This is a genomic window from Bradyrhizobium sp. 187, assembly GCF_023101005.1.
In the GTDB taxonomy this organism is placed as follows: Bacteria; Pseudomonadota; Alphaproteobacteria; order Rhizobiales; family Xanthobacteraceae; genus Bradyrhizobium; species Bradyrhizobium canariense_D.
The window spans coordinates 371,038-383,911 of record NZ_CP064694.1 but is presented as its reverse complement, the minus strand read 5'-3'; the positions used below and the strand labels follow the sequence as shown (position 1 = coordinate 383,911).

General features: G+C 61.4%; 11 protein-coding genes and 3 pseudogenes. 3 read left to right on the top strand and 11 right to left on the bottom strand.

Features of this window, described 5'->3' with window-relative positions; genetic code table 11:
- Nucleotides 1-5: 5 nt before the first annotated feature.
- Nucleotides 6-586, top strand: a pseudogene (locus IVB19_RS38970) (LLM class oxidoreductase); the annotation flags it as partial.
- A gap of 45 nt (nt 587-631) precedes the next feature.
- A complete protein-coding gene (locus tag IVB19_RS38965) occupies nt 632-844 on the top strand; it encodes a hypothetical protein (RefSeq protein ID WP_247298893.1) in 213 nt (70 codons plus the stop codon).
- Nucleotides 845-1,057: 213 nt separating this feature from the next.
- On the opposite strand, the gene IVB19_RS38960 is transcribed toward IVB19_RS38965, so the two are convergent.
- The 11 genes and pseudogenes from IVB19_RS38960 to IVB19_RS38910 form a co-directional block, all read right to left on the bottom strand.
- A complete protein-coding gene (locus IVB19_RS38960; RefSeq protein ID WP_524536777.1) occupies nt 1,058-2,446 on the bottom strand; it encodes an aminotransferase-like domain-containing protein in 1,389 nt (462 codons plus the stop codon).
- Nucleotides 2,447-2,482: 36 nt separating this feature from the next.
- On the bottom strand, nt 2,483-3,916 hold the full coding sequence (locus tag IVB19_RS38955; RefSeq protein WP_247821846.1) for an NAD-dependent succinate-semialdehyde dehydrogenase: 1,434 nt from the start codon (nt 3,914-3,916) through the stop codon (nt 2,483-2,485).
- 169 nt (nt 3,917-4,085) lie between these two features.
- Nucleotides 4,086-4,985, bottom strand: a complete 900-nt coding sequence (locus IVB19_RS38950) for a dihydrodipicolinate synthase family protein (RefSeq protein WP_247821844.1) — start codon at nt 4,983-4,985, stop codon at nt 4,086-4,088.
- Nucleotides 4,986-4,996: 11 nt separating this feature from the next.
- Nucleotides 4,997-5,836, bottom strand: coding sequence for an amino acid ABC transporter ATP-binding protein (locus IVB19_RS38945; protein ID WP_247282772.1), 840 nt, complete (start codon nt 5,834-5,836; stop codon nt 4,997-4,999).
- Complete coding sequence (locus tag IVB19_RS38940) at nt 5,836-6,489, bottom strand: amino acid ABC transporter permease (RefSeq protein ID WP_247821843.1); 654 nt, start codon at nt 6,487-6,489, stop codon at nt 5,836-5,838. The genes IVB19_RS38945 and IVB19_RS38940 overlap by 1 nt, the downstream gene beginning before the upstream one ends.
- A gap of 11 nt (nt 6,490-6,500) precedes the next feature.
- Entirely contained in the window at nt 6,501-7,403 is a 903-nt protein-coding gene (locus IVB19_RS38935) for a proline racemase family protein (protein ID WP_247821839.1), read from the bottom strand.
- A 70-nt stretch (nt 7,404-7,473) separates the two neighbouring features.
- Nucleotides 7,474-8,316 (bottom strand): transporter substrate-binding domain-containing protein, encoded by an 843-nt coding sequence (locus IVB19_RS38930; protein ID WP_247821838.1) that lies wholly within the window; start codon nt 8,314-8,316, stop codon nt 7,474-7,476.
- Nucleotides 8,317-8,409: 93 nt separating this feature from the next.
- Entirely contained in the window at nt 8,410-9,645 is a 1,236-nt protein-coding gene (locus IVB19_RS38925; protein WP_247821837.1) for an NAD(P)/FAD-dependent oxidoreductase, read from the bottom strand.
- Between the two features lie 654 nt (nt 9,646-10,299).
- Complete coding sequence (locus tag IVB19_RS38920; RefSeq protein ID WP_247822303.1) at nt 10,300-11,118, bottom strand: recombinase zinc ribbon domain-containing protein; 819 nt, start codon at nt 11,116-11,118, stop codon at nt 10,300-10,302.
- 30 nt (nt 11,119-11,148) lie between these two features.
- A pseudogene (locus IVB19_RS38915) lies at nt 11,149-11,394 on the bottom strand (recombinase family protein); the annotation flags it as partial.
- The gene (locus IVB19_RS38910; RefSeq protein ID WP_247821836.1) at nt 11,394-12,245 is read right to left on the bottom strand and encodes a recombinase family protein; all 852 of its coding nucleotides are present in this window, start codon (nt 12,243-12,245) and stop codon (nt 11,394-11,396) included. The pseudogene IVB19_RS38915 and the gene IVB19_RS38910, both read right to left, overlap by 1 nt.
- Before the next feature lie 303 nt (nt 12,246-12,548).
- Here IVB19_RS38910 and IVB19_RS38905 point away from each other — a divergent pair.
- Nucleotides 12,549-12,766: pseudogene (locus tag IVB19_RS38905) on the top strand (ATP-binding protein); the annotation flags it as partial.
- Nucleotides 12,767-12,874 lie beyond the last annotated feature (108 nt).

Sequence of the window (12,874 nt, the reverse complement as noted above, 5' to 3'; positions counted from 1 at the left end):
GCTAAGCGCTTACCTTCGATCGCAGTCCCGACGAGATCAAGATCCTGCCCGGCATCAGCCCCTTTATCGGCAGCACGCAGGCTGAAGCCGATCGACTTCAGGACGAATTCCACGAGCTGATCCAGCCCGAATTCTCCCTGACGCAGCTGCGTCAGATGATCGGCCTCGACCTCACCGGCTACGATCTCGATAGCCCGGTTCCCCGGGATCTCATCGACACAGCGAGCGCGCGCGGAGTCGCAACCGCTTCAAGCTCGTGGTCGATATCGTCGACCGCGAGAAGCCGACCATTCGCCAGCTGGTGCAGCGCCTCGCCGGCGCGCGCGGCCACTGGGTCATTGCCGGCACGCCGGAGAAGATCGCGGACAACATCCAGACCTGGTTCGAGGGCGGCGCGGCCGATGGCTTCAATGTTATGCCGGCATGGCTGTCCGGCGGCTTCGATACATTCGCCGAGCAGGTCATCCCGATCCTGCGCAAGCGCAGCCTGTTCCGCGAGGACTACACCGGCACGACCTTGCGCGAGCACTACGGACTCGCGCGGCCGGCCAGCGTCTACTCCAGCGCAGTCAAGGCGATTGCCTGAGACTGTTTCCGCACCCACATCCAGACTCGCGAACAGTAAGCAGGCATGAAGACGGCTTTCTTTCTCCTCTCCAGCCTTTTGGCCATTTTCCTCCTCGCCGCCGGGTCCTATGTCGATTTCTCAACAGGTGCTGAAGCCAACAACGCCGTGTTCAAGTCCGAGATCGACTCCATCCTGATTCGTACAGTGGTGTCGGCCTTCTTGCTATTAACGATCGGGCTGGCCAACTATTTCATTCTAAATCGACGCGACCGATAATAAGGTCCGGTTCTACGCGAAGGGCGGCCGACCGCGTCAACCGACGCAATCCCAAGGACCGAGTGTTGGAGAGTCGGCAGAAATGGGCGGTCGTTCGCCAAGGGCTAGTAAGTTCAGGTTGCGGGAGCAAACACGGTTTCTTGCGATTGATCGACAGTATAGTTCCGCGACGGATTGCGTGGCGTAAATGTCTTCCGCTCGCCGGTTGCAACGTCAGGCGACAGAAACGACGTTTACTGGGTGCCGGACGAGGATTTCGCGTAAAGTCTGTAGCGCATCGGAGAGTGCGACAACATCTTTTGGTGCGCCAAGGCAGATGCGGCTTGCGCCGGGGTCGCCGTCATTAACCGCGAATGCGATGCGTGGGGTTACGAGTATGCCGCGGCCGCGGGCCGCGGCGGCAAATTGATCTGCGGACCACTCCCGCGGCAATGGCAACCATGCATAGAACGCCGGGCACTGAAGCTTTGGGGCTTTGGGAAAGACGTCCAGGAACACCCGGTAACGCTCAAGCGCCTGCAGGCGCCGCTCACGCAGAAGATGTTCAAGCTTGCCGCTCTCGATCAGCCGCACCACCACCTCGCTCAGCATCGGAGCTACGAACCAGGCGGAGGCGTGCATAAGGAGCTCGGTTTGAGAAATGTGGTCGGTCGGGACCGTCAATGTTCCGAGCCGGAAGGCGGGAGCAAGGCACTTGGAGTAGGAGGTGATGTAGAAGGTGCGGCTCGGTGCCAAGGAGGCGATCGGCACCGGACGCTCGGTGAAGAAAAAGCCGTAAACATCATCCTCTATCACGGCGAGATCGAGCTCTTCGGCCACTTCGGCGATGCGCTGCCGGCGGGCGAGACTCATCGTACGAGCCGTGGGGCTCTGTAACGTCGGCATGCAGTAGAGCACCCGCGCCCCGGACGTGCGATAGGCCTCTTTTAGCGCCTCCGGCTTGATGCCCTCGTCGTCCATCTCGACTGGTACCAAGTTGAGGTGGCTGGCCGCCGCGATCGCTTTGAAGCCGGAATAGGTGAAGGTATCGACCAGGATATTGTCGCCCGGCTTTGCTACCAAGCGAAGGGCAATGTCGATCGCGTGCTGAGCGCCGTTGCACAGGAACAGCTGAGTCGGGTTGACGGTCAGCTTGCTATCCGACATCGAAGCAGCGATGATTTCGCGATGCTGCCAAATGCCCCCATGGGGATGGTAGCGGAGCAACGGTGCAAGATCAGCCTCGCGCATCACCTCACTGAACGTCTGTGAGAGGATCTGGGTCTCGCCGCCCTCGACGGGTACGTTCAAGGCCAAATTGATCGGCTCATCTCTAGGTGGCGGCTCGGCTCGGGCGGCTGAACGGCGCCGGACGAACGTACCCTGCCCGACATGACCGCTGACGATACCGCGTTGTTCGGCCTCCTGATAGGCTTTGCTCACAGTCCCGACGGAGAGACTAAGCTCACGTGCCAGGTCACGGTGCGGCGGCAGACGATCGCCGTCCGATAGCCGGCCATCGGCGATGTCCTGCTCAAGAGCATTGACCAAGGCTAGATAGCGCGGTCCCTCGGAAGCGAGCTGCCGAGGTCGCCAGGCGGAAAGTGGCCCGTCCAAGCTCACGTCTCGCGCTCCTTTTCCTTTCGGTCCCATCGGATGCTAGACATGAAGATGGCCGACATATTTTCTGACAGTGTAGGACTCCAGACCCTCGATGCCGCCCTCGCGGCCCCAGCCACTGTCGCCGATTCCGCCGAATGGCGTCTCGGGTATCGTCACCACCATCTGGTTGATGCCGATGACGCCGACCTCCATCTCCTCCGCTATGCGATTGGCAGTCGCGGCGCAGCGGGTGAAGGCATATCCGGCCAGACCGTAGGGCAATGCATTCGCCCGTGCGATGGCCTGTTCTAGGTCATCAACAGGTTGTACCAGCGCAAGCGGGCCGAACGGCTCTTCTCTCATAGCCCGCGCCCGGTCCGGCATATCCGCCAGGATCGTGGGTCGATACATCAGACCCGTCCCCTTCAGTCGTTCACCTCCGACCACAAGGCGCGCCGAGTGGGACAAGGCGTCGGAGATCAGGTCGTCCATGGCAGCGACACGGCGCGTGTTGGCGACGGGCCCCACTGTGGTGCCCGCCTGCAGGCCATCACCGACAACCTGCTTCTCCACGAAGGCACGAGCGTGTTCGAGGTACTCTTCGTAGACCGGCTGTTCCACGAAAAACCGTGTCGGCGAAGTGCAAACCTGGCCAGTGTTGCGCAGCTTGATGGTCATGGAGAGCTCCGCCGCGCGCTGTACGTCGGCGTCTTTCGCGACGATCACCGGTGCATGGCCGCCCAGCTCCATTGTGGCGAGGGTCAGGGTCTCTCCTGCAAGCCGAGCGAGGTGACGTCCCACGGGTGTTGATCCCGTGAACGAGATTTTGCGGATGATGGGGGAACGCAGGAGATATTCGGAGACTTTTGCCGGGATGCCGAAAACCACGTTCAGCACGCCTTTGGGGAGCCCTGCGTCGGTGAGCGCCCGCGCGATCTCCAGCGTCGTACCCGGCGTTTCCTCAGCTGGCTTGATGATGCAAGTGCATCCGGCGGCAAGAGCGGGGGCGATTTTGCGCGCGGGCGTTACTGCCGGGAAGTTCCAGGGCGTGAAGCAAGCGACGGGACCGACCGGCTCCTGCGTGACCGTCTGGCGCATATCGGGCAGGCGCGCCGGGATCACTCGCCCATAACTGCGCCGCCCCTCTTCCGCGAACCAGTCAAAAAACTCTGCCGCGGCGGTGATCTCACCCTTCGCTTCCGCGAAGGTCTTACCTTCCTCCAGGGTCAGCACAGTGGCGATATCGTCTAAACGCTCTCGCATCAGGCCAGCCGCGCGGCGCAAGATCTGCCCCCGCTCATAAGGCGAGGTGCGCCTCCAGCCTGCGAAGGCCCGGTTTGCCGCCGTGAGTGCGCGGTCTAGTTCTTCCGTCCCCGCGTGCGGCAGCTTGCCAAGCGGCTGCTCCGTCGCTGGGTTGAGAACGGTCTCGCTTCCAGCATTGGTTTCCTCGATCCACTCACCATCGATGAGGAGTGCCAGTTTCGTATACATCTTCGATTCCTTAGACGGATATGTTGCGCTCAGGCGCGAGTGAACGAGAGTCCGATTCGACCGAGCCCGATCTGTCGAGGCGGCACCGATGTGAACCGTCTCTGCTCGCAAGCAAGTGGGCTCTGCGATCGACGTTGATTTCCCCAGTGGCAGGATTCGTCCGAACTCCTTAGCCTTTAGCCCAGCGAGTAAGACCAGCATCGGAGATGATCTTCGCGATGGCCGCCTTCTGTTCGTCTGCCAACGGCAGCAGCGGCAGACGCGGGTCACCCACGCTCCGACCGAGCTGGCTCATGGTCTCTTTGATGGCCGCGTAATAGGATCCGGACTGGAAGCAACGATAGAAGGCGAAGACATCGCGGCCGAGATCATCCAATGCCTTGTCACCATTCAGGGCCTTGTCCCAGTAGTCGCGGATCAAAGGCCCTGCGATTTGATGCGCCATGGCGACAACGCCGTGGGCACCAACAGCGCGGGCGGGCACGATCATTGTCTCGTAGCCGACGAAGACACGAAGTCTGTTCCCGACACGCTGCACAAGTTCAGTCACTTGAGTAATGACGCCGGAGCTATCCTTGATCGCGACCACCGTTGGCAGTGCGGAGAGCTGCTCCACAAGGGCTGGCGTGATGTCGACGCCAGCGCGCCGCGGGCTGTTGTAGAGCATCAGCGGCAGTGACGTGTTACGGGAGATGTGTTCGAAGAAGGTGACGATCTCACGCGGACTCGGCATGGCGTAGATAGGTGGCAGGATCATGCCCCCCGCGCATCCCGCTGCCACGGCCGATTGGCACGCTTCAAGCACGTCCTCGACACGCAAGTCGGCGACGCCCGCCAGCACGGGAACGCGGCCGCCCACATGGTCAACGGTCAACTTGTAGAGACGCGCGCGCTCGGCCTTGGTGAGCGCATAAAATTCTCCGGTGCTGCCGGCCGCCACGACGCCCTGCGCGCCATTGGCGATCGCATCGTCAATGAGCGCCTTATATCTGGTCTCATCAATCGAGCCATTGACGCCGAAGGGAGTGACGAGCACGGGGAAGATACCGCCCCAGTTCACGTTGGTCATGATCTACTGTCCTATGCTGGAGATGTGGTTGAAGGTGCGGCCGCCTGCGAAGTGAGGGGGCCGAGAAGACGGGCCTGCTCAGTGAACCGGCCGACGAAGGCAGCGAGCCTCGGGTTTGCGTTCGAAAGCAGGAGTTCACGCGGAGCTCCGCTGGCTGCAACGACTCCTTGGTCCATGAAGACCACTCGATCGGCTAGCTCATAGGCGAAGCCGATTTCATGGGTGACGATCACCATGGTCATTCCTTCGGCGGCGAGCTGGCGGATCGCGGCGAGCACCTCGCCAACTAGTTCTGGGTCCAGCGCCGAGGTCGGCTCGTCGAAAAGCATGATGGTGGGCTGCATAGCGAGCGCCCTAGCGATGGCAACGCGCTGCTGCTGACCGCCCGATAATTGCGAAGGATATTTGTGCCCGGCCTCGGGAAGACCCATACGGGTGAGGAGCTCGCGACCCCGAGCCTCGGCTTCGGCGCGCGACACTTTCTTCACCACCACTGGGGCTTCAATGATGTTCTCTAGCGCCGTACGGTGGGGGAACAGGTTAAAGCTCTGGAACACCATTCCGGTTTTGACGCGCGCGGCGCTGACCTGCCGGCCAGAGAGCTTCAGCCGCTCGGCCCCGGAGCGACGGAAGAGAGGCGCCCCCTCGATGACGATCTCGCCCTGGTCTGGCTCCATCAACAGGTTCATGCATCGCAGCAGCGAGGTTTTGCCCGAGCCGCTCGCGCCAATCAGGCAGACCACCTCTCCGCGATGGACGTCGAGATCGACGCCGCGAAGTACATGGTTTTTACCATAGGACTTCTCGATGCCCCGAACGCTCAGTACGATTTCGGCGGATGTCACGGTCATCACGCGGCCTCCTTGCGCTCGAAGCGGCGAGAAAGAGCGCTGAGGGGGAACAGCAAGAGGATAAAGACGGCGCCGATCGCGGTGTAGACCTCCATTGGCCGGTAGGTGAAGCTCGCGATGTAGCCTGCCTGATAAAGCAGATCAGGGATGGTGAGCACCGAGAGCAGCGTCGTATTTTTGAGCTGCATGATGGTCTGGCCCATCAGCGGCGGCACCATGCGGCGGAGTGCCTGCGGCAGGATGATCCGCTTCATGCGCTGCACGTACCCCATTCCCAAGGCGATTGCGGCGTCAGTCTGGCCACGGTCGATCGACTGGACGCCAGCGCGCAGGATCTCGGCATAGAAGCCGCTGGCATAGAATCCGAGACCCAGAATGCCCGCAGTTTCTTTTCCGATCTGGATCTGAAGAAAGATCGGCAGGGCATAATAGGTCCACATCAGCAGCACGAGCAGCGGGATGTTGCGGAAGAACTCGACCCAGACACGGCCGGTCCAGCGCAAGATCATCCATGGGGTGAGCTGAAGCAGCGCCACAAAGAGGCCGATCGCGAGCCCGATGGCGCAGGTGTAGATCGTGTATTTCAGAGTGACGAGCAGCCCGTAGGCCAGAATGTCCCAATTCGCGAAGACGATGGAGGGATCGAATTTCATGGCACTCTCCATCAATTGGGAAGAAAGCCGGCTGGCAGCGGATCGTCCGTTTCCAGCACGAGCGTGGAGAATCCCGTTATATGAGCCATGCCCCGCACCTCCGGGATCACCGCGGGCTGGCCATCATGCCCTCTGCCCAACTCGGCGATCTTGGCCTCAAAGGGCACGCCAAGAATGTTCTCCGCTCGGTAGTGCGCGCCCACGGCCAGCTGCCCGCGGGCGTGAAGCTGGGCCAATCGGGCGGAGGTCCCGGTGCCGCAAGGCGAACGGTCGAACTTATTGCCGGCCAAAATCACCAGATGGCGGCCGCCACCCGTGATCGACTGATAAAACAGAACGCTGTCGACCTTCGGCACTCCGCTTTGATTCAGCGCTTCCTTGATTCCCAATCCCACACGGCACCAGCGGCTGGCGTGATCAATGCTGAATGGAAGATCGAGTTTATCAGCGTCGACCAATGCGTAGGTAATCCCGCTGTAAGCAATATCGCAGGTCACCGTGCCGAGACCTTCGACCTCGGAAACAACATCGGAGGCGAGCACGAAAGAGGGCACGTTGCGCAACAAGACGGACGTGAGCTGGCCGGCGTCGAACGTGCCGGTCACACGGACGATACCCGCCGGGGTCTCGATCGACATGCCGTTTTGTTCAAAGCCCTGCGGCAGAGCCCCCGTTGCAGCCAGACTCGCGATGTAGCCGATCGTGGCGTGCCCGCACATGTCGGCGTAGACGTAGGAGAAGATGAAAAACAGCCCCTGGTCCGCCTCACGGGAAGCCACCGGCACGGCCGCAGCCATGGCGGCATGCCCGCGCGGCTCATGGAGCAGTAACGTTCTCAAGCCGTCATGATTGTTACGGAAATCGTCCCGCTGCTCGCGGACGCTGTTCCCGCGCAACACAGGGATGCCTGCCATGACTGTTCGGGTGGGATGCCCTGCCGTGTGGCTGTCGATGACTGTGAAGAGACGGCTCGTACGCATGGCGTCAGCAATACTTGCCGGACTGGGGAACCACTTTCATGTCGATGCCGCGCTCGAGCATGTAACGAGTGATGCGCGAGCAAGCGAGGCCGAGCGAATTCTGCTGCGACATCCAATTAGCGAGGAAGTTGGAGAAGCCCTCGTTTCCGGCTTCGCGGCGGATACCGATCGTCGCAGGGTTGCGCAGGATCGGTGTCGGAACCACGGCCTTGCCGACGCCCTTGGAGTCGAGAAGGGCCGCATCCTGGTCGGCAATGATCATCGCATCGATTTTGCCTGACTGTAGCTCGAGTACCGCCTGGTCGCGCGTGGGCACCACGACGATGGTGGAGTTCGGGATCACGGATTCGGCGATGACTTGCATTGTGCCGCCCTTCTGCACGGCGATGCGCACTTCCTTCTTGTCCATCTCGCGCCAGGTCTTGGGCGTAAAGCCAGGACGCGCGACCAGCGCCCAGATGCCCTCGACGATGGAGCCCGGCACATAATCGATGACGAGGCCACGGCGAGGGTTCGGATTTAGCGCCACGGCAAGGTCGATTTTACCCGCCTGAAAGTCGGCAGCGAGGTTGCCCCAGGTCGTCTCATAATATTCGACTTGAACGCCGAGCAGTGTCGCGATGTCCTTGCCCCAGTCGACGAAAAATCCGGACCATTCGCCCGTGCGCGGATCCTTGATGTAGCCTGGCTCTTCCGCAACCATGACCGGAAATTTGAGCTTGCCACTCGCCTTGATGCGGTCGAGCACCAGGGAGGGGTTTTCGGCGCGGGCCGGCTTGGAAGCCGGCCCGCACAGCGCGACCGCACCAATCACAGCAGCGATGATCATACAGATCCAACGGCTCATCAGGGCCTCCTCGCATTGAACTAGGTCAATTTACTGAATGAACCATAACATAACTGTTTGGCCGCGCAAGGTTAAACTTGCGCGGCCTACTGGTTATCGCAGGCGGTATGGCGCGCTCGAAATACGTGGTGCGCGGCCCGCGACAAGGTCGGAGATGATAGCCGCAGTCATGGGGGCTCCGCTGATGCCCATGTGACCATGACCAGTGGCGAACAAGATGGACGCGTGCTTGGGATGGGCGCCGATGATCGGGAGGCTGTCTGGAGTCGATGGTCTTACGCCCATCCAGTCATTCACCTGGCTGATGGATATGTCCGGGAGCATTGTGCGGGCGTATGCTTGCAGCTTCTTGTTCTGCTTCGCATCACGCGGCGCATCGGGCCCATCGAATTCGGCGATGCCGACGATGCGCAGTCCTGCGTCGAGGGGCGTTGCAACGAAGGCTGCCGCTGCGTCGGTAACCGGGCGGCTGATGGCGCCGAACGTCCCCGGCATTGTAATGTGATAGCCACGCTCGCTGGCCAGCCACAGGGAAACTCCCAGGGAGCGGGCCAGATCGCGGCTAGTGATACCCGCTGCGATAACGACCGTGTCGTAGCGGTAGGGCCCGGCACTGGTCTGCACCGTTACACCTTCCGTGCTCGGCTCTACGGCCTCAACCCGCGCGGCCTGAATTGAAACGCCAAGCGCAGCGGCTCGCTCCATCAGACCCTCCACGAGAGCCAGAGGGGAAGTCACATGACCACTGTTTGGAAAGTATATCCCGCGTTTGTAGTCGCGGGATAAAGCTGGCTCCAATTCGCGAAGCTGGTCGGCGCTCAGCCTCTCAAAAGTCACGCCATGCTTGGTCCGCAGATTGTCCACTCGCTCATCTAGCGCACTTGGCGTTAGGTCGCGCCACACGTGGAGCGCACCGTTCGGCCGGAATAATCGTCTCCAATCGGTGTCGCCGAGCATGTCGTGATAAAGCGCGGAACACGGCTGGTTCAGAGCGTGCAAAGCCGTATACGCCGCCTCCCAAGCCTGCGGGCGCCCCGTACGCAGGAAGCGGACGAGCCAAGGTAGGATGCGAGGTAACTCCCGAGGGGCCAAGCGCACCGGGCCATTAGCGTCAGCAAACCAGCGCATCGCCCGCCACATGACACCGGGATGCGCCATGGGGAGAGCCGACCCCGCATTGTATTGTGCGCCGTTGCCCCAAGAGCAGCCATGGCCGATGCGCCCCGCCTCGACCACGGTGACGTTGTGCCCTTCCCGCGCCAGCATGAGCGCGCAACTTACGCCGACCACGCCCCCACCTATGACCGCGACCGCACGCGATTCAGCCATGTAGCATCTCCTGTTCGAGCCACGTCGCGACCGAAGCCGCCGCGTCCACGCGCCCTGCGTTACGATTGATCTAGTTTATCGAACGCAACACATACTATTGATATATAACAATCATGGCGCGCGGCGCTATTCAATGATTATCTTGTTCACCGGCAGGTTGTCGGGGCATCGCCTGAGCTGTCGCGGTGACCGCGAGGTCGAACTCAACCGGGCGACCGCCCAAACGTACGTCCAACCCAACGCTTTCCGAGGGCTAAAAATCAGAGTGAAGTTGCAAATGATCCGGACAGTGGTGATGTAGGGCAGGACGTAGCAAAGGTCGAGACCGGCGAAGCCTCGGCAAGCGAAGCCTGCCTTGTTATTTCGGAACTTCTCAAAGAAGGGGGTCTTTAAAGAAAACCCGGAGCGCCTCTCCGCGACGCTTTGAGCATGGTTTTGGAGTGCCCTCGAAAGCCGCCGCCCGACGCAGAGGGCTCAGGGGACGCACAGCTCGCGGAAGGCTTGATATTCCGTAGGGTGAGCGTAACAATTGCCCCGAAGGATGCCGCCTATGCCGATCGCTACCGTGCGTTCTACGATCTTCTTCAGATGTCGAAAGACAGCTCCAAGCTCGCCCGCCCAAGCGAGGTAATGGATCGCCAGTATTTGCTTGAACTACCGCGTTCGCTCCGCGACACGCCCTCCCGCCAGATGGAAAGGCGCGATCGCCAAAAGCTCCGTCTGCGAGATACCAATCTCAGCCGCATCCTCCGTTCGGATATTTCCCTTTGCCCAGTCCGGGGCAGTCCAAACGGTTTTAGAGGTGATGGCCGGGACCGAGTTGGTTCCTTTATGACAAATCGCAGAATGCGCTTGCGATCGGCTGCCGACGTGGTGGCCGCTTTCCAAATGTGCGGCAGGTTCTCGCCGAGTGCTTGTAGCCCTGCGCGTTCCACCGGGCCAATCAGAAGCGGCTGTTGCCCGCGCCAAACGCGCATGCTCCTGCTCGACCGCCTCGACGGCACGCAGCTTCTCTTCCCGAGCCCGCTCAAGTGAGCGCGCCATGAGACGGTTCTCGGGCTCTGCGGCATCATACTGACGTCGAGCGCGTTCGGCCTCGTAGCGGGCGCGCTCTACGCGAAGCGCCCATTGGCGCTCGAGCTGACGGCTGTCCTGCGCCAGTTGGCTCGCTGCCGCGAGTGCGATCTCATCCTGATCCGGTAACAGGGCGTCGAGGACCACCCGCTGGACCAACGCGTCAACCGCTGAGGCCCGGAGTTCCTGGCAAAGTGCAGTGCCTTCCTGATCCCGATCCGACCGGCAGCAATAGACCGGATAATCGGCATTCGGGCCAGTGTAGCGCATGCTCATGCGCCGTCCGCAACGGCCGCAGATCGCAATTCCTTGTAACAGGGCTGCCCCCTTGCGCGGCACGCCAGAATGTCCTGCCTCAAAGTGGGCGGCGTTATCTGCCAGTCGGCGCTGGTTGGCCATGAACTCCTCCCAGCTGATATAACCCGGGTGAGCAGCGCGGAGGCAAACCGCCCAGTCGGCGATCGCCACCTTGACCGTTCCTGTCAGCGATCCCGATTGGCATCGGCTCGGATCCTTTTGCCGGCAGCCATATACATACGCCCCAGCATAAGCCGGATTTTGAAGGATACTAAGGGCGCGTGCACTATCTGGCACACGCCAGACGGTCTCGTGTGGAGCTGGTCCAAGCAGCGGCCGAACCGGCAAGGACAATCCGTTCCGGTCCAAGTACCGCATCACACGGCGGGCGCTTTGCAGTTCCTGGAATTTGGCAAAAACGAGATGAAGACGGGCCTGCACCTCCTCATCAGGATTGAGAATAATCGTGCCGGCGCGACCATAGGCGAGCCCGGCTGGCAGGGGCAGCCGCAGTTCGCTCCGCGCCGCCTTCTGGCGTTCCCCTTGGTGAAGGCGCATTCGAAGCTGATGCAAAACTCCGCCTCGCTCATCATGCCGGACAAGCCCAATATCAGGCGGTCGTGGTAGGCGCGCGGATCGTAAAGCCGCTCGCCATCCGCAATGAGCACACCGAACAACGAGCACAGTTCGAGCAACTGATGCCAGTCCCGGTTGTTGCGGGCCAAGCGAGAAGCGTCGAGGCTCACCACAAGACCGGCGTTGCCAAGACCGATCTCGGCAATGAGCTTCTGGAAGCCATGACGATCCACACCGCCAGCACCGGATTTGCCCAGGTCCTCGTCAATGACCTGGAGGCGCTCCGGCGGCCAGCCCAGACCGATGGCCCGATCGACGAGGCGGTACTGCAGCTCCGTGCTCTCTTGATGCTGGCGCACCTGGTTCACGGATGACTGCCGCACGTAAACATAGGCCAACTTGGCTCGGTGCGCAGTGGTGAGCTGCTCGTCAGCGACGTTCAAGCTGCTCAGCACGACCCAGTCCCCTTCCGGGCTTGCCGGGAACCGCTTGCATTCGCCGCAGCAGCGCGGCGAACATTTGAGCGATCTGGGTTTGCGTCGTGGTCGACAGATTCCGCCACAGGCGCGGAATGTCGGCCGGACGGCAAGCTGGAGTTGCCAACGTCGGCAGGGGTCGATACGCAACGCGACCTCGAAGCGGTCGGTGGTCATCGCGAATCACCTTCTCGTCAAGAAGGCTCAGACTCGCGCTCAAATGTTGCATCAATGGGATCAGCGTACGTGCGCTGATGCGCGGCAGATCGGTGGCGTTCGGGCCAGAACTTATTGTCTCGGCAAGATCCGTCGACGCGATCCGAACCGCCCGCGGCCGGCCGTCCGGCAGCGCGAACGACATAGGCGGGACCGCGCCCCGACCGCTCCTTCAGCACCTCAAGCCGGTGCCCGAACAGAAAATGATGCGGGTCAGTAATGGTGACGTGAGACACGACCGCTCGAGAATAGGGGTGCTCTGACGTGTTCGGTGATCCCGCCACGACGCTCGCCGCTGTCGATCGCCTGGTCCATCACGCCAGCATCTTCGAGATGAATGTCGAGAGCTACCGCCGGCGCGAGGCCATCGAACGAAAGCGAGGTTCGGGGCGGCCGGCCTCATACGTCAGACCTGCCAATATCGCTGCTGATTGACGCGCCGCGACAATCAACCTGACAAAGTCCTTGCGCGCGACAATTAACGCCGCAATTATCGTTCTCCCGCGACAACGGATTCTCATCCTGATTGTCGCCCGCCTCTTATCCGGTTTGTCGCGCTACACGCCCCGTTCGCTCGCGCGTTTCGAAGT